Origin of the sequence: Parasphingopyxis sp. (assembly GCF_028279465.1) — a bacterium.
In the GTDB taxonomy this organism is placed as follows: domain Bacteria; phylum Pseudomonadota; class Alphaproteobacteria; order Sphingomonadales; family Sphingomonadaceae; genus Parasphingopyxis.
Map to the genome: position 1 here is coordinate 381698 of NZ_JANQNS010000015.1, position 16216 is coordinate 397913.

General features: G+C 60.9%; 23 protein-coding genes and 1 other RNA gene. 9 read left to right on the forward strand and 15 right to left on the reverse strand.

What is annotated here, in order from left to right; all coding sequences use genetic code 11:
• Window position 1 precedes the first annotated feature (1 nt).
• From rnpB to Q0974_RS11425, 4 genes are all read left to right on the forward strand, one after another.
• Window positions 2–383, forward strand: an RNA gene (rnpB, locus tag Q0974_RS11410) — RNase P RNA component class A.
• A 60-nt stretch (window positions 384–443) separates the two neighbouring features.
• Window positions 444–1079: a Yip1 family protein gene (locus Q0974_RS11415; RefSeq protein ID WP_299327689.1), complete on the forward strand. Its 636-nt coding sequence runs from the start codon at window positions 444–446 to the stop codon at window positions 1077–1079.
• Between the two features lie 114 nt (window positions 1080–1193).
• Window positions 1194–1742 (forward strand): J domain-containing protein, encoded by a 549-nt coding sequence (locus Q0974_RS11420; protein ID WP_299327692.1) that lies wholly within the window; start codon window positions 1194–1196, stop codon window positions 1740–1742.
• Window positions 1715–2035, forward strand: coding sequence for a hypothetical protein (locus Q0974_RS11425; protein ID WP_299327694.1), 321 nt, complete (start codon window positions 1715–1717; stop codon window positions 2033–2035). Before Q0974_RS11420 ends, Q0974_RS11425 begins: the two co-directional genes overlap by 28 nt.
• Here the strand turns inward: Q0974_RS11425 and Q0974_RS11430 are convergent.
• From Q0974_RS11430 to Q0974_RS11475, 10 genes are all read right to left on the reverse strand, one after another.
• On the reverse strand, window positions 2026–2454 hold the full coding sequence (locus tag Q0974_RS11430; RefSeq protein ID WP_299327696.1) for a SufE family protein: 429 nt from the start codon (window positions 2452–2454) through the stop codon (window positions 2026–2028). The genes Q0974_RS11425 and Q0974_RS11430 overlap by 10 nt on opposite strands.
• Before the next feature lie 128 nt (window positions 2455–2582).
• Window positions 2583–2825 (reverse strand): hypothetical protein, encoded by a 243-nt coding sequence (locus tag Q0974_RS11435; protein WP_299327697.1) that lies wholly within the window; start codon window positions 2823–2825, stop codon window positions 2583–2585.
• Window positions 2826–2861: 36 nt separating this feature from the next.
• Window positions 2862–3131 carry a hypothetical protein gene (locus tag Q0974_RS11440; protein ID WP_299327699.1) on the reverse strand — a complete coding sequence of 90 codons (270 nt, stop codon included), beginning with the start codon at window positions 3129–3131 and terminating at the stop codon, window positions 2862–2864.
• Window positions 3132–3159: 28 nt separating this feature from the next.
• The gene (locus tag Q0974_RS11445) at window positions 3160–3429 is read right to left on the reverse strand and encodes a hypothetical protein (RefSeq protein ID WP_299327701.1); all 270 of its coding nucleotides are present in this window, start codon (window positions 3427–3429) and stop codon (window positions 3160–3162) included.
• 12 nt (window positions 3430–3441) lie between these two features.
• Window positions 3442–3768: a hypothetical protein gene (locus tag Q0974_RS11450; RefSeq protein ID WP_299327703.1), complete on the reverse strand. Its 327-nt coding sequence runs from the start codon at window positions 3766–3768 to the stop codon at window positions 3442–3444.
• An 11-nt stretch (window positions 3769–3779) separates the two neighbouring features.
• Entirely contained in the window at window positions 3780–4082 is a 303-nt protein-coding gene (locus Q0974_RS11455; protein WP_299327705.1) for a hypothetical protein, read from the reverse strand.
• 48 nt (window positions 4083–4130) lie between these two features.
• A complete protein-coding gene (pspC, locus tag Q0974_RS11460; RefSeq protein ID WP_299327707.1) occupies window positions 4131–4508 on the reverse strand; it encodes an envelope stress response membrane protein PspC in 378 nt (125 codons plus the stop codon).
• Between the two features lie 25 nt (window positions 4509–4533).
• Entirely contained in the window at window positions 4534–4869 is a 336-nt protein-coding gene (pspB, locus tag Q0974_RS11465) for an envelope stress response membrane protein PspB (RefSeq protein WP_299327709.1), read from the reverse strand.
• Between the two features lie 3 nt (window positions 4870–4872).
• Complete coding sequence (gene pspA, locus Q0974_RS11470; protein WP_299327711.1) at window positions 4873–5559, reverse strand: phage shock protein PspA; 687 nt, start codon at window positions 5557–5559, stop codon at window positions 4873–4875.
• An 85-nt stretch (window positions 5560–5644) separates the two neighbouring features.
• On the reverse strand, window positions 5645–5818 hold the full coding sequence (locus Q0974_RS11475) for a hypothetical protein (RefSeq protein WP_299327713.1): 174 nt from the start codon (window positions 5816–5818) through the stop codon (window positions 5645–5647).
• Between the two features lie 198 nt (window positions 5819–6016).
• Here Q0974_RS11475 and pspF point away from each other — a divergent pair, with 198 nt between their 5' ends.
• From pspF to Q0974_RS11495, 4 genes are all read left to right on the forward strand, one after another.
• Window positions 6017–7033 carry a phage shock protein operon transcriptional activator gene (gene pspF / locus Q0974_RS11480; protein WP_299327715.1) on the forward strand — a complete coding sequence of 339 codons (1017 nt, stop codon included), beginning with the start codon at window positions 6017–6019 and terminating at the stop codon, window positions 7031–7033.
• Between the two features lie 54 nt (window positions 7034–7087).
• Complete coding sequence (locus Q0974_RS11485; RefSeq protein WP_299327717.1) at window positions 7088–7654, forward strand: tetratricopeptide repeat protein; 567 nt, start codon at window positions 7088–7090, stop codon at window positions 7652–7654.
• Window positions 7655–7782: 128 nt separating this feature from the next.
• Complete coding sequence (locus tag Q0974_RS11490) at window positions 7783–8346, forward strand: tetratricopeptide repeat protein (RefSeq protein WP_299327719.1); 564 nt, start codon at window positions 7783–7785, stop codon at window positions 8344–8346.
• A 165-nt stretch (window positions 8347–8511) separates the two neighbouring features.
• Window positions 8512–9129 carry a superoxide dismutase gene (locus Q0974_RS11495; protein ID WP_299327721.1) on the forward strand — a complete coding sequence of 206 codons (618 nt, stop codon included), beginning with the start codon at window positions 8512–8514 and terminating at the stop codon, window positions 9127–9129.
• 33 nt (window positions 9130–9162) lie between these two features.
• Here Q0974_RS11495 and Q0974_RS11500 read toward each other — a convergent pair whose 3' ends face one another.
• From Q0974_RS11500 to Q0974_RS11520, 5 genes are read right to left on the reverse strand one after another with little or no spacing between them, the layout of a single operon-like run.
• On the reverse strand, window positions 9163–9789 hold the full coding sequence (locus Q0974_RS11500) for a septation protein A (protein WP_299327723.1): 627 nt from the start codon (window positions 9787–9789) through the stop codon (window positions 9163–9165).
• 3 nt (window positions 9790–9792) lie between these two features.
• A complete protein-coding gene (gene ftsY / locus Q0974_RS11505; protein WP_299327725.1) occupies window positions 9793–10734 on the reverse strand; it encodes a signal recognition particle-docking protein FtsY in 942 nt (313 codons plus the stop codon).
• Window positions 10731–11975, reverse strand: a complete 1245-nt coding sequence (gene mtaB, locus Q0974_RS11510) for a tRNA (N(6)-L-threonylcarbamoyladenosine(37)-C(2))-methylthiotransferase MtaB (protein ID WP_299327727.1) — start codon at window positions 11973–11975, stop codon at window positions 10731–10733. Before mtaB ends, ftsY begins: the two co-directional genes overlap by 4 nt.
• Window positions 11972–12784 carry a diaminopimelate epimerase gene (gene dapF, locus Q0974_RS11515; RefSeq protein ID WP_299327729.1) on the reverse strand — a complete coding sequence of 271 codons (813 nt, stop codon included), beginning with the start codon at window positions 12782–12784 and terminating at the stop codon, window positions 11972–11974. Before dapF ends, mtaB begins: the two co-directional genes overlap by 4 nt.
• Before the next feature lie 57 nt (window positions 12785–12841).
• Entirely contained in the window at window positions 12842–14494 is a 1653-nt protein-coding gene (locus tag Q0974_RS11520) for an EAL domain-containing protein (protein ID WP_299327731.1), read from the reverse strand.
• 240 nt (window positions 14495–14734) lie between these two features.
• Here Q0974_RS11520 and ffh point away from each other — a divergent pair, with 240 nt between their 5' ends.
• Window positions 14735–16189: a signal recognition particle protein gene (gene ffh, locus Q0974_RS11525; RefSeq protein WP_299327733.1), complete on the forward strand. Its 1455-nt coding sequence runs from the start codon at window positions 14735–14737 to the stop codon at window positions 16187–16189.
• Window positions 16190–16216: the final 27 nt, after the last annotated feature.

Consider the following 16216-nt stretch of genomic DNA (forward strand, 5'->3'; position numbering starts at 1 on the left):
GCCAGAGGGCCGGGCGGCCGCGGGGCTTTATGCCGCGAGGAAAGTCCGGGCTCCATGGACCCACGGCGCCGGATAACTTCCGGCGGCCCTGAGCGCGTCGAAGGGCTAGGGAAAGTGCCACAGAGAGCAGGTCACCACATCCTCTTGCGAGGACGGTGAAAAGTGAAAGGGTGCGGTAAGAGCGCACCGCGCGCGCCGGCAACGGCCGCGGCACGGCAAACCCCGCCGGGAGCAAGACCGAATAGGGATGGCATATGGGCCCGGGTCCGGCTCGCCGTCCGGGTTGGTTGCTTGAGGGCGGGAGCAATCCCGTTCCTAGAGGAATGGCCGCACAGGCGGAGTGATCCGCTGGACAGAACCCGGCTTACAGGCCCTCTGGCAGTGATCTCCGGCACAGCCGTTCAGAACCCCGTCTGCTTTACGAATCGGGCAATTTCGTTCACATGAACGGTATCAAAAGGGGAAGAATTATGAGCTTAATCGATCGCGCGAAGAATATTCTGTTGTCGCCGCAAACCGAGTGGCCGAAGATCGACGGAGAAACCAATACCGTGGGCGGCCTTTTCACCGGCTATGCCATGATTCTGGCGATCCTGCCGGCGATCGGCTCTGTCATCAGCTCGGTGGCGATTTCGGGCGCACTTGGCGTGCCGGGCCTTGGGATGGGCTTTGTGCTCGTTTCCGCCGTAGTAAGCTACGTCATCAGCCTTGGGGTTATGTATCTCATGGGTATCATCGCCAACGCGCTGTCGCCCAGCTTCGACGGCCAGAAAGACCAGCTCGCCGCCATGAAGACGGTGGTCTATTCGGGTACGCCGATCTGGGTTGCTGGCTTGCTGAGCTGGATTCCGATTCTTGGATGGCTTCTCGCACTCGCAGCCTTTGGCTATGCGGGCTATCAGATTTATCTCGGATCGCAGGCGACTTCGAAAGTGCCGCAGGACAAGGCGGTCGGCTTTACGATCGTGCTCATCCTGATCTGGATCGTCACTTACATCGTGATTTCCGGTATCATCACAGCCATGCTGATCGGTAGCATGTTCACCGGTGCCATGGGTGCAGCAGCGCTCTATGGCTAGATAAATGGCTAGATAACCGGACATGCCGGGGCACCAAGCGCCGGCGAAAAAGAAACGGGCCATGGCCAATTTGGCTGTGGCCCGTTCTCTTTTCGGACGCTAGGATTGTAGGCGATGGCAGGTACAAGACGATCGAATGATTGGGGTTTCCCCCGCTGGCGCGGCTATGATTCTGCGCGCGATACAGTTGAAGTGCGCATTTGCGACCGGCATGGTTGCAACGAGCCAGGGACCTGTCCCGCGCCGAAGTCGCCGAACAGCCCGGAACGCTGGTATTTCTGCGAAAAGCACGCCGCCGAATACAATCGCAACTACAATTATTTCGAGGGCCTGACCAAGGAGCAGCGCGATCAGCGCGCCCGCGAGGAGCAGCGCGATGCAAGCGGGTTTGGCCAAGCGTCCCATTATGGTTGGGGCGGGCCCGGAGACGGGACGCGTAGCGCCGACGAGATGCGCGCGCTTGAGATTTTCGAACTCGACAGCGATGCCGATTTCGCGGCCGTCAAAAAAGCCTGGCGCGCGCTCGCCAAGGAAAACCACCCGGACGTCAAGCCGGACGATGCGGAGGCTGCCAAGCGGTTCCAGGCAGGGCAGGCGGCGTTCGAAGTGTTGCGCGCGGCCGAGGAACGGCGCGAATGGAAGGGCGCGGCATCAAGACCGTAAGATCCGAATGGGAAACCGCCATTTTGGTCTGCCGCAAATGCTCGAAACGCGCGGGCGGCGGTTTCGGGCCGAAGGGCAAGACGCCGCTCGCTAAGGCGCTGCGCAAACATGTCGGCGGCAAGAAGGGCCGCAAGGCGAAAACTGCCATTCTCGAAACCAAATGCCTGTCGGCCTGCCCCAAAAAGGCGGTGACGGTCGTACGCACCGACGATCTGCTCAACTGGAAGCTCTTCAAGCCCGGTACGCCGATCGATCAGGTCGCCGATGCGCTGGGTGTCGCCGCTCAGGAATAGCGTTCGGCGGTCTCGCGGATCAGCGCGATCATGTTTGGAATGCCCTGGGTCCGGTTCGAACTGAGCTGGTTTTTCAGGTCGAAAGGCCCGAGACCGTCCTCGATATCGGTTGCCAGGATATCGGCCGGTTCGCGATCCTGCACGGTGAGCAGCACGAGCGCGATGATGCCTTTGGTGATCGCCGCATTGCTGTCTGCGAGAAAATGCAACCGCCCGTCATCGGTTCGCGTGGGATAGACCCACACGGCCGCCGAACAGCCCCGGACGAGCGTCGCATCGGTTTTCAGCGCATCGGGCATGTCTTCGAGGCTCTGGCCGAGATCGATGAGCAGCCGGTACCGGTCGTCGCTTTCGAGGAATTCATATTCCTCGCGCACATCATCAAGAGAAGAAGGGTCGAGAGAGGGGAGATTGGTCATGGCCGCCCATTTAGGGGCTGGCCGGCCACTCGTCACCCCGGCACGAAGCCGGGGCCTTTCCGGCGGGAGTTTCTGGCCGAGCCGAAAAGATTCCGCGGGGCAAGCGGAATGACGAAACTGGGGAAATCCTAGGGTTCGATCCCTGCGGCGATGGCTTCCAGCTTGCGGACCCGTTCCTTGAGATCGGCGACCTCGATCCGCGATCCGGTGCTCGGCGCGGGCACGTCGGCGGACATCGCCGCCTTTTGCTGGAGTTCGAGCCGTTTCAGCTCCAGCCAGCCGCGCCATCCCCGGAGCGCCGCGTAGCTCGCGATTATCAGCCCGATCAATCCGGTGGCTGCCATCGCCAATGTCGGTATCTGATCCTGCATGATTATACCTTTCTTTCCTGAACCTTATTCTCTTCTCTAGCTGTGCGTTCTGTCGCGCAGAGCTTCGATTTCCTGTTCGAGCCGATTGCCCTTGTCGGTGGCGATCCGCTCGAGAACGGCGATCCGCTCTTTCAGCTGTTTGATCTCGTCCCGCATCCGGCCGGCATCGGGGTCGACGATCCGGCGATCATTGCCATCATCGTCTTCAACGATTCCGTGCTCAGCCTTGTATTTCGCTCTCAATACGCCGGCGATGGAAACGATCAGAACGATCGCAACGACCATCGAAAAAGGATTGTCAAACATCTATGGTCTCCCTGAACCTTTTCCCTGTTTAGTTGAGCGGTTTATCCCGCAGATTTTCGATTTCATCAGCCAGTCCCGTCGAACGATCCGTCAGGATGCGCTCGAGCGTCGCGACCCGCTGTTCGAGCCGTTCGGTCTTGGCCGCATATTGCGCGGCTTTCTCCGCGGCTTCTTGCGACAGCGTTTCCATTTGCGCCTGCCTAAAGTCTGTCCAGCGATGGAAAGCGATATAGCCGAACACAATCGTAACCGGGATCACGACGACCATGAAAAGAATGGCGAGTGTGTTGAAATCCATCTTGCGCGTCCTCTACTTCGCTTTGTCTTCGAGCTTGGCGATCTCCTGATCGAGACCATAGCCGCTGTCGGTGACGATGCGTTCGATGACGCCGAGCCGATCCTTGAGGCCCGCCAGCTCGTCGCGCAGCTGCGTGTTTTCCTGGTTGAGCAATTTGATCTGATCCTTGCTCTCGCGGTCAATCTTCGGCTGCACCGAATGGCCCCAGCTATTTTCCAGCGGATAACCATGTTTGATCCGCATCCAGGTTGTCACAACCCAGCCGATGACGCCGACCGTAACGATGACCGCGATAAACGGCGCCAGATCGCTGAGCAGTCCGGGATTGTCTGAAAACATCGCTTATCCTCCTATTTCGCCGCGTCGCGGAGATTTTCGATTTCATCCGCGAGCCGTGTGCTGCCGTCCGTCGCGATCCGTTCGAGGACCGAGATCCGTTCTTCGAGCCGGACGATCTTGTCTTTCAACTCGCCATTCTCGTTCGAGAGCAGCTCGATCTTGCGGCCGGTTTCCGGATCGTTCCGTTGGGTCGAGCCGCCCCATTCATTTTCCAGCGGATAGCCGTGCTTGGCGCGGATCGCCGTCGTGATGATCCAGGCGAGGAAGCTCATCCCCACGATCGCCAAGACAAAGATCGGACTTCCCCAACTCATCTGTAATTTCCTCCCTGAACCTTCTTTCCTGAACCTGTTGCGTCCGCTTTAGCGCAGCGCCTCGATTTCATCTGCGAGGCGCGTGTTGCGGCTCGTCACCATCAGCTCGACATCGGCGAGCCGGCGGTCGACATCGCGAAAGCGCGAGCGGATTTCGTTGACCGAGCGGCGCGGATTGGCCCGCGTGCCCTGCCAGAATTTTTCCTCTTCCTTGTCGTCATATAGGCCGAGCGGCTTTTTCGGCGCCAGCCAGGCGACGAGGAAATAGACCAGAAACAGCGGCGGGAAGAAGAACAGCGCGGTGATCATGAAGCCGATCCGGGTCCACAGCAAATCGATCCCGGTATAGTCGGCGACACCCGCGCAGACGCCCAGAAACTTCGCATTCTGCTTGTCGAGATAATATTTCGTGCGGCGGTCATGCATTGTCGGTCTCCCTGTTCGTCGTTCGTTACCGCCGGCGTTCCGCGCGGCTCATGTCTTTTTCCGGCACCCGGGGTTCGAGGCGATCCTCGAGCCGCTCTTCGATGCGATCGTCCATCGGGCGGTCCTGGCGCAGGATGCGATCGCGTGCCCATTCCGGATTATCGGCCGCGATGATCCGTTCGATCGAGTGCATCCGATCGTCCAGTCGGCGCGCGGCGTCATAAAGTTCATCCAGCAGGTCTTCGTCTTCCCGCGTCATCGATCCGGCGCGCTTCCATTGCGTGGAATAGTGGAGGATCAGCCAGGGAAGCCCGATGAAGAGCATCCCGACGACGCCGATGGGTACGAGGATGTCTTCCATTATTTACGCTTCCTTCTCTTCGGAGGGTTTCCCGCTCGCCTTTTTCATCGCGGCGAGTTCGGCTTCGATCTTGTCGCTGGTTTCCAGCTCTTCGATTTCCTGTTCGAGCGTTTTCGGCTGACCGTTGCCCAGCGCGAGCGCATCGGCGCGACCTTCGGCCATATCCACATGGCGTTCGAGCATCTCAAAGCGCGAGAAGGCGTCCTGCACCCGGTCGCCATTGTAGAGGTCGCGCAGTTTGATCTGGTTTTCCGCCGTTTCGAGGCGGGTCGAGATGCTGTTCTGGCGGCTGCGCGCTTCGCGGAGCTTGCCCTGCAGCTTGGCGATATCTTCCTCATAGGCGCGCAGCGATTCGTCGAGCGCTTCGATCTCGCCGTTGAGGCGCGCGGCCATGTCCGAGGCTTTCTGCTTTTCGACGAGCGCCTGTTTGGCGAGGTCTTCGCGATCCTTGGAGAGCGCCAGCTCGGCCTTTTCCTTCCAGCTTTCCTGGAGCTGTTCGAGCTTGGTGATCGAGCGCCGCATTTCCTTCTGGTCGGCGATCGTGCGCGCGGCGGACGCGCGGACTTCCACCAGGGTTTCCTCCATCTCAAGGATGATCATCCGAACCATTTTGGCCGGATCTTCTGCCTTGTCGAGAATGTCGGTCACATTGGCGGCAATGATGTCGCGCGTGCGGGAGAAAATTCCCATGGTAGCTACTCCTAATGTCCCTCGCTTGCTGTGTGGCGGCCGGGGAGGGGGAGGGGCTGCCGCCTCCCCGGCCTGTTCTGACGGCCTAGGCAATCTGGCCGGTAACGATGATCATATCCGGATCGGCCTGCAGCTGAACCGGCTGGCTAGGGTCGTTGGCCTGCACCGGCCCGACAGTTCCCAGCACACACATCCCCGAAACGGCCAAAGCGGCCATGCCAGCGAGGATATTTTGGCGGATGTCCTTCAAATTCGTCATATCGTATCTCCTGAACCTTGGCCCGTATCCGGACAGTGAAACTGATGTTATCGTCTTTGCGACTGTTAACGCCCCATTCATAGCAGGGAGCGTGCCAGTTTCTGAATATATAATATTATCAGTAATTTATGCGAATTATCATATTTACCGAATAGGTCTCTATTGCCATTGTTTGGTAAATTACCCTAAATGCTGGGAATGGAACGCGAAACCCAATTTGTCGGAGAATCCGGGGCTTTTCTGGACGCCGTCGAAATGGCGAGCCGGGCGGCCGCGCTCGAACGGCCCGTACTCGTAATCGGCGAGCGCGGGACGGGCAAGGAATTGATCGCCGAGCGCCTGCATCGGCTGAGCCAGCGCTGGGAAGGGCCGCTGATTACGCTCAACTGCGCGGCGCTGCCCGAAACGCTGATCGAGGCGGAGCTGTTCGGCCATGAGGCGGGCGCCTTTACCGGCGCGACGCGCGCACGGGCCGGCGCCTTCGAGGAAGCCGATGGCGGCACATTATTCCTCGACGAGCTGGCAACGCTCTCGCAAGCGGCGCAGGAACGGCTGCTCCGCGCCGTCGAATATGGCGAGGTGACGCGGATCGGGTCCAATTCTCCGCTCAAGGTCGATGTGCGGATCGTCGGCGCGACGAACGAAAATCTGCCGAGCCTTGTGGAGCGCAACCGGTTCCGCGCCGATTTGCTCGACCGGCTGTCGTTCGAGGTGGTTACGCTTCCGCCGCTCAGGGTGCGCGACGGCGATATCCTGGTGCTGGCGGATTATTTCGGCCGACGTATGGCGGTTGAGCTCGATTGGCCGGGCTGGCCGGGCTTTGGCGATGAGGCGGTGAAGATATTGATCGGCCATGACTGGCCGGGCAATGTCCGCGAGCTGCGCAATGTCGTGGAGCGCTCGGTGTATCGCTGGGAACGGCCTGACGACCCGATCGACAGTATCCAGCTCGATCCCTTTGAATCGCCATGGCGGATACCGGATGAGCCGCCGCGCGCTAGCGAAGCGCCCGGCGAAGCGCCGCAACCTGCGGCCCCAGCGCCGGCCAAGCCGGTCGTCGGCGATTTCAAGGCCGCCGTCGAGCAATATGAGAAAGAAATACTCGAAACGGCGCTGGAACGGGCCCGTTACAATCAGCGACAGACCGCCAAAGCATTGGGATTGACCTATGATCAGCTCCGTCATGCGCTCAAGCGGCACGATATGATTGGCTGACTCGCCAAAAACGCCGGAATATTCTATATTGCAAGCCAACAGAGGAGAATTGCCATGCGTCAATCGTCTCTCTTGATCGCGCTTGCCACCGCCGGCCTCGCTGCGGGGTCGGCCTCAGCCGCAGTGAGCGTGATCGGTAACTCGAGCGCGCGCGCCTGCTATGAATCGGCCCTGGAGGAGCGCTCCGGTCCTGGCGATATCCGGGTATGCACCGATGCCATTGAGGATCGCATGATCACCGGGCGGGATCGCGTCGCCAGCTATGTTAATCGCGGTATTCTCTACGTGCGTAACGGAAATTATGCGCAGGGGATCGCGGATTACGACCGGGCGATCGCGCTCGATGGCACCGAACCCGAAGCCTATCTGAACAAGGGTCTCGCCTTGCTCCATCAGCGTCGCGAGACGGCCGATGTGGTCTCGCTACTGACGACGGCGATCGAGAATGGCACGCGGGAGCCGGCTCTGGCCTATTATGGGCGCGGGGTTGCGCATGAAATGAACGGTGACATCCCGGCAGCCTATTACGATATCCGCCGGGCGACCGATATCGATCCGGAATGGGATCTTCCGGCGCGCGATCTGTCGCGCTTCCGGGTCGTTGGCGGTCAGGGCGGATAAGATATCCGGCGGGAGACGCCGTTTGTCGGCGGAATTGGCCCGTTCGGCGAATTACCGGCCAGATTGACGGGAATTTCTGCGATAGTCAGAATGCCGAAATACGAGCCGAACTTTAGGAGAATATGCTCATGAAACTCATGCTCAAACTGGCCGCAAGTGCGCTCGCCGTAACGACCGTCGCAGGTACTGCCCAAGGTGCGGTGCAAGTCGCCGGCAATAGTTCGGCCGAAACCTGCTACGTTTCCGCAGCGCGGCAATCCGATTCCCGGTCCGATCTGCAGCCCTGCAACTTCGCGCTCGATCAGGAAGCGCTGACCTATCGGGATCGCATCGCGACCTTCGTCAATCGCGGGATTATCCAGTTCCATCGCGGACAATATAATCTGGCGCTGGCCGATTTCGATCGCGCGCTGAGCATGGACGCCGAGCAGCCCGAGGCGATGCTTAACAAAGCGATCGCACTGATGCGGCGCGACGAACGCGGTGACGAGGCACTGCCAATCTTCACGCGCGCGCTGGAACTTGGAACGCAGCGGCCGGCCGTCGCGCATTATGGCCGCGGGCTCGCGCATCACCTGAACGGCGATCTGACCGCCGCCTATATGGACATTCTGACCGCGACCGAGCTCGCGCCTGAATGGGATGCACCGCGTAACGATCTATCCAACTATATCGTCGAGCCGACCGGCTAAGGTTCGGCACCGGCAGACGGCAATGCGGCCGGTCGCTTCGGAGGGGAGCGGCCGGCCGTACTGTATGCGCGGCGTTCAGGAATTTTTCTGATTTTCCTGCGACGGATATCTTGAAGAGCGGGTGCGTTCCCGTAATGTGTGCGCAAATCAACAGGAGATACCCCCATGGCTTTCGAACTTCCCGATCTTCCCTATTCGAAGGATTCATTCGGCGATTTGATCTCGTCCAAAACCTTCGATTTCCATCACGGGAAGCATCATCAGGCCTATGTCACGAAGACCAACGATGCCATCGAGGGCGGCGATCTCGCGGGCTCATCTCTCTCCGAAGTCATTCTGGCCGCCAAGGAAAACGGCAACCAGGGGTTGTTCAATAATTCGGCGCAGATCTGGAACCACAGCTTCTACTGGAAATGTCTGAGTCCGGACAAGCAGAACCCGTCCGGCTCGCTTGCCGCACGGATCGAGGATTGCTTCGGATCGAAGTCAGAAATGCTGAGCACGCTGAAGAACGAGGCAGTGGGCCATTTCGCCAGCGGCTGGGCTTGGCTGATCCTCGATGGCGACAAGCTTGAAGTGACGTCGCTGCACGATGCGGACACGCCGGTCGCGCATGACGGCATGCTGCCGCTGCTCACCATCGATGTCTGGGAACATGCCTATTATCTGGATTTCCAGAATGATCGCGGCGCCTATGTCGATGCGCTGCTCGAGCATGTGAACTGGGAGTTCGTGGCGCAGAATATGGACGGCAAAGGCGTCAGCCGCGCCGATCAGGGCTAAGCCGAACTGTCAATTCCCACCGGTATCCGGCGCTTATTCGTGGGCGTCGGGCACCGGCGGCTCGTCGGCGCCCTCCAGATCGAGGCCATGTTTTAACAGCATCGGCACGTTCGCGAAGGCGAATATCAGGGTGAGGGGTATCGCGCCCCACAGCTTGAACCCGACCCAGAAATCGGTGCTGAAATTGCGCCAGATGACTTCGTTCAGCGCCGCCATGGCGAGGAAGAAGATCGCCCAGTTGCGCGATAACAGATCCCAGCCGCGATCGGTGAGCCCCGGATAGACGCTGCCCAGAAGGGCCTGCAGCGTGGGCCGCTTCGCCATCAGCCCAAAGATCAGGATCGAGGCGATGAACACATAATAGATAGTCGGCTTGAGCTTGATGAAGGTCTCGTCGCGCAGCAACAGCGTGACGCCGCCGAACACGAGCACCATGACGCCCGAAAAGAGCAGCATCGGCGATATCTTGCCGACCTTTGCCCAGGAATAGACCATCGCCGCCATCATTGCGGCCATGAACGCGCCGGTCGCGTAGAATATGCCGAGCGGTGGCGGCGCGAGAAAATTCACTACGAAGAAGATGATCACCGGCCCGAAATCGAGCGCCATGCGCATGCCCGAGGGCAGGTCCTTGGCCGCTTCCGTTTGCGTGTCGCTCATACTCTAGTCTCCGTCGAACTCGTCGGCCGCGGTGATCGCCCGCGCCACCGCGCGTGGATCGAACGGCCGCAAATCTTCCAGCGTTTCGCCGACGCCGATCGCGTGGATCGGCAGGCCGAACTTCTCCGCCGCCGCGACCAGAACGCCGCCACGCGCCGTACCGTCGAGCTTCGTCATAACAAGCCCGGTGACATTGGCCACCTCTTTGAACACCTCGATCTGCGACAGGGCGTTCTGCCCGGTGGTGGCATCGAGCACCAGGATCACATTGTGCGGCGCTTCTTCATTGAGGCGGCCGAGCACCCGGCGGATCTTGGAGAGTTCGTCCATCAGATGGCTTTTGTTCTGCAGTCGTCCGGCCGTATCGACGATCAGAACGTCGGTGCCGATCTCCGTCCCGCGCTTCACGCCTTCGAAAACGAGACTCGCGGCATCGCCGCCCTCTTCGCCGGCGATGATCGGCACGCCGAGCCGGTCCGCCCAGACTTTCAGCTGCCCGATGGCGGCGGCGCGGAACGTGTCCCCGGCGACCAGCATGATGTTATAGTCATCTTCGAGAAATAGATGGCCGAGCTTGGCGATGGTCGTCGTCTTGCCCGATCCGTTCACGCCGATGACGAGCATGACCTGGGGCCGCGGAAAGGCGTCGATTTCGAGCGGCACGGCGACGGGTGTGAGGATCGCCTCCAGCTCTTCGGCGACAATCTCGCGGATATCGAGTTCGGACAGGTGCCGGTCGAAGCGACCGCTCGCCAGCCGGTCCCGCACCCGGGCCGCGACCGACGGGCCGAGATCGGATGCGATCAGCGCCTCTTCGATTTCGTCGAGGGTTTCCTCGTCGAGTTTCTCTTTGGTCAGAAGCCCGGTCAGATTTCCGCCGAGCCTGTCCGATGTCCGCTTGAAGCCAAACCGTAATTTTTCGCCCCAGCTTGTCCCGTCGCTCACCCGATATCCCCGATCGCTATGCCGTCCTCTATGTCCGCTATATGCGCGCGGACGATCTTGCCTGTCATATCGCCTTCGCCCGAATGGCCCCGGATCGCAACCTCCGCGAAACTCTCCGCATGACCCGCGCCATTTTCGCGCTCCACGAGTACATTTTGCCGCGTACCGACCAGGTTTTCGAGAAATGCGGCCTTTTGCCGCGCCGTCGCCTCGCGCAGCCTCTGTGCGCGTTCCTTGCGCAGCGGGACTGGCACTTGCGGCATCTTCGCCGCGGGCGTGCCCCGGCGCGCGGAATAGGGAAAGATATGTCCATAGACGATCTGGCAATCGTCGATCAGCACCAGTGTGTTCGCCGCCATCGCGTCCGTTTCGGTCGGGAAACCAGCGATGATGTCGGCACCGATGGCTATTTCGGGGCGCTCGGCCTTGAGCCTCGCGACCATATCGACCGATTGCGCGCGGCTGTGGCGGCGTTTCATACGCTTGAGGATCATATCGTCGCCAGCCTGCAGCGAGAGGTGCAGATGCGGCATGAAACGCGGTTCGCCGGTGATAATCTCGAACAACCGATCGTCGATTTCGATCGAATCCAGCGAGGAGAGACGCAGGCGGGGCAGGGCCGGTACGCCTTTCAGGATACGTTCGACGAGCAGGCCGAGGCTCGGGCTACCGGGCAGGTCCGGGCCATAGCTGGTGACGTCGACGCCGGTCAGAACAATTTCCTGAAAACCCTCATCGACCAGCGCCTTGATCCGATCGACGACGAGACCTGCGGGCACGGAGCGGCTGTTGCCGCGGCCATAAGGGATCACGCAAAAGGTGCAGCGATGGTCGCAGCCATTCTGCACTTCGACGAAGGCGCGCGCGCGGTCGGAAAAGCCGGTGACGAGATGCGGTGCGGTCTCGCGGACGGCCATGATGTCCGAAACGAGCGAGCGGTCCGATACGAAGCTTTCGGGCAGCATCTTTTCGCGGTTGCCCAGCAGGCGGCTTACTTCCGGCATATCGGCAAAGGTTTCGGGTTCTGTTTGCACTGCGCAACCGGTCACGACGATTTCCGCCTCGGGCCGGGCGCGCTTTGCCTTGCGGATCTGCTGCCGGGTCTTGCGCACGGCTTCGGCCGTCACCGCGCAGCTGTTGACGATCACCAGATCGTCGCGATCCGCCGCCATGGCGCGCATCGCCTCGCTCTCGGCGAAGTTCAGGCGGCAGCCGAGCGTGATGAGGTCCGGCCCGCTCATTGCAGCGCCTCCAGATCGACTTCGCCGGAAAAGACATGGGTCGCCGGCCCGGTCATGCGGATGCTTTTCCCCGGCGACCAGGCGATGCTAAGATCGCCGCCCGGCAGGTGTATGGTAACGTCTTCGTCGACCAGCTTGCGGCTGATCGCGGCGACAGCGGTCGCGCAGGCGCCTGTGCCGCACGCCTTGGTGAGCCCCACGCCGCGCTCCCAGACGCGCAAGGCAATGCTGCCATCGCTTTCCACATGGGCGACATTGACGTTGACGCGCTCGGGGAAAAGCGGATCGCTTTCGATGATCGGCCCGAGCCGCGCCAGATCGACGGCTCCAGCGTCATCGATGAAGAATATCGCGTGCGGATTGCCGACATTGACGGCGAACGGATTTTCGAGCGTTTCCCAACCGACCGGCATGTCGGCCGTATCCATCGCATAGGCGAGCGGTATCGCGTCCCATTCGAAACGCGGCATGCCCATGTCGAGCATGGCACCGCTATCTTGCGCTTCTCCCGAGATCACGCCGCCCAGCGTTTCGATCGTCGCGCTATCCCCTGCGAGAAGCGTAACGCAGCGGGCGGCATTACCGCAGGCTTCGACTTCGCCGCCATCGGCATTGAAGATGCGCATCTTCAGATCGGCTTTGTCCGAGGGTTCGAGCAGGATCAGCTGATCGCAGCCTATGCCCGTGCGCCGGTCGGCCAGGGCCCGCGCCATCGCTTCGGTCATGGCGACGGGATGCGCGCGTCCATCGACAATGACGAAGTCGTTGCCGAGGCCGTGCATCTTGTGAAAGGCCAATGCGGTGCGCATGGCGCGCGATTTAGGGGCGGTGCGGGGCGCTGTCCACTGACGCGCGGCTTGGAATAGCTAGCCCGTGCGGCGCAGCTTGCGCAGATCGTCGAGCGCTTCCTCGGCGACTTCGTCCTTCTGGCGCGATGTCAGCATGTCCTTGTCGGCCAGCAGTCGGCGGGTCTGGCCGATGGCCATCGGTTTGCCGAAATACCAGCCCTGCCCGGCCATCGAGCCCAGATTCTTGAGGCTTGCCTCGATCTGTTCATTCTCGATGCCTTCGGCGGTGACGGGCAGGCCGAGACTGCTGCCTAGGCGCGTAATCGCATCGACGATGGCCGCGCTCTCATTATCGTCGTTGATCGACGTAACGAAGCTGCGGTCGATCTTGATCCTGTCGAAGGGCAGGGCGCGCAGATGCGCGAGGCTCGAATAGCCGGTGCCGAAATCGTCGAGCGCGACGCGGATGCCCTGGTTCTTCAGGCTTGAGATAATCGACTGGGCGATGCCGAGATTGTCGAACAGGGCGGTTTCCGTGATTTCTATTTCGAGCCGGTTCGGCGGGAAATTCGTCTCGGTCAGCAGCTTGATGATCTTCTGTGCGAGCCACGGGTCTTTCAGCTGGGCCGGGGAGATATTGACCGAGAGGCTGAGCTGCTGATCCCAGTCCCGCGCCTCGATAAAGGCCTGGCGCATGACGCATTCGGACAGGTCGGCGATCAGGCCGCATTCCTCGGCAACCGGAATGAAATCGTCAGGCAGAATAATGCCTTTTTCCGGATGTTCCCATCGGGCCAGCACTTCGAAACCATGCAATTTGCCGGTCAGCAGATCGATCTGCTGTTCGTAATAGGGCTGAATCTGGCCCGCCGGGATACCCTTGCGCAGACCTTCCTCGATCCGGTTCCGCTCTTCGAGCATACGCTCCATGCTGCCATCGAACCAGACGGCCCGGTTCTTGCCCTGATGCTTGGCCGCATACATTGCGATATCGGCGCGGCGCAGCAGCGTATCGATGCCGTTGCAGTCATGGTCCGAGCGGGCGATGCCGACCGATGCGCTGGTCTGGATCGACTGGTTTCCGATTTCGAACGGATAGGAGATACGCTCGACCAGTTCATCTGCGATGGCGTCCACGGCCGCTGGGTTGGTAGGATCGAACTGGAAGGCTGCGGCGAATTCGTCACCGCCGAGCCGCGCACCCAACGCCGATCCGGGCAGGGCGCTCATGATCCGCTTGCCGACCTCGCGCAGCAATACGTCGCCGACATGATGGCCGTTGAGATCGTTGATATATTTGAAGCTGTCGAGATCGATCACGAGCATGGCGACGACCCGGTCGCGTTTCTGCGCCCGCTGCATCATTTCGCTGCCTTCGCTGGCGAGAGCCCGGCGATTGAGGAATCCGGTCAGCGGGTCCTTGTGCGCCAGCAGGCGGGCGCGCTTGGCGGCGTCCATATGCGCCTGGATTTGCTTCGTGACCTCATTGTGGTGGCGCCAGCCCAGCAGGATCAGCGCGATGTTGAGGATAAGCGCGACGGCAAGCACCGGATCGCGTTCGGAGGCCGTGCCCGCGATGATGTTGGCGATCACTTCGCCGCCGATCGCGGCGAACATGAGGATAGCCGCCATGGCGACAGCGCCCGAAATGAGCGCGCGTGGACGTGTCTTGCTGCGCGTAGCAGCGGCTTGCGATGGTGACGTCGAAGCGATGGTCTCGCGTTCGGCCATGTCTCAATCCCCGTAAACTGCGGTTTCTTTTGCACGAATGAGGTGAAGACGGCGTTAATTTCGCCTGTCATCACACTTCCCTTGAAAATGTGCGAATTCGCGCGTATTTGCGCCGCAACAGTTCCGCGAGGAATGCAGATCACGCGCCGAAATGGCGTCCGCTGGCCGGCGAGGTTTCGCCCGCCGGCGTTTTTTGCGTTACGCTCCTGCATTCGCCGGGGAACAGGAAGGATTTGAAAGATGTTCGACAGTCTCAGCGATCGCCTCGGCGGCGTATTCGACCGCCTGAAGGGCCGCGGTGCGCTTAGCGAGAGCGATGTCCGCGCCGCCATGCGCGAAGTGCGCATCGCATTGCTTGAGGCTGACGTCGCACTGCCTGTCGCGCGCGAGTTCATCGAGAATGTCACCGAACAGGCGATCGGCGAGCAGGTCCTGAAATCGGTCACGCCCGGCCAGCAGGTCGTCAAGATCGTCAACGATGCGCTGGTTGAGATGCTCGGCGCTGAAGCGTCGGAACTCAATGTTGCCGGTACGCCGCCCAATGTGGTGATGATGGTCGGCCTGCAGGGTTCCGGTAAGACGACCACTACCGCCAAGATCGCCAAGCGGCTTAAGGAAAAGTCGAACAAGAAGGTGCTTATGGCGTCACTAGACGTCAATCGCCCGGCCGCGCAGGAGCAGCTCGCCGTGCTCGGCACGCAGACCGAGGTCGCGACGTTGCCGATCGTCGAAGGCCAGCAGCCAGTCGATATCGCAAAACGCGCCATGCAGGCGGCGAAGCTTCAGGGTTTCGACGTCATCATGCTCGATACGGCGGGCCGGCTTCATGTCGATCAGCAGCTGATGGACGAGATGAAAGCCGTCGCCGATGTCGCGACGCCGGAGGAAATTCTCCTCGTCGTCGATGCGCTGACTGGCCAGGACGCAGTCAATGTCGCGCAAAACTTCACCGAGCAGGTGCCGCTGACCGGCACGGTGCTGACCCGGATGGACGGCGATGCGCGCGGTGGCGCGGCGCTCTCGATGCGCGCGGTCACCGGTACGCCGATCAAGTTTGTCGGCGTCGGCGAAAAGCTTGACGAGATCGAAGAGTTTCATCCCGAGCGCGTCGCCGGGCGCATCCTTGGCATGGGCGATGTGGTCAGTCTCGTCGAACGCGCGGCCGAAACGGTCCAGAAGGACGAGGCCGAAGCGTTCGCGAAAAAGATGGCCAAGGGCCAGTTCGATATGAACGATCTGCGCACGCAGCTCTCGCAGATGCAGCGGATGGGCGGGCTTGGCGCGCTGGCCGGCATGATGCCGGGCATGAAGAAGGCGCAGGCCGCGATGGCGCAGAGCGGCATGGACGACAAGGTGCTCGTCCATATGGACGCGATGATCGGCTCGATGACCAAGGAGGAGCGCGCCAAGCCGGCGCTGCTCAACGCGAAGCGCAAGCGGCGCGTGGCCATGGGCTCGGGCACGACCGTGCAGGAGGTCAACCGGCTCCTGAAGATGCACAAGGAAATGTCGACCGCGATGAAGCGCATCAAGAAGATGGGCGGCATCAAGGGCCTTATGAAGATGTTCGGTGGGGGCGGGCCCGACGGCCTGCCGCCCGGGGACGGCGCGATGCCGCCCGGCGGTATGCCCGGGCTGCTTGGAATGCCGGGGCAGGGAATCCCACCCGATCTCGATAAATTACTGAAACGCTAGAAATATTTGGATTTACGAAAGAAGGAA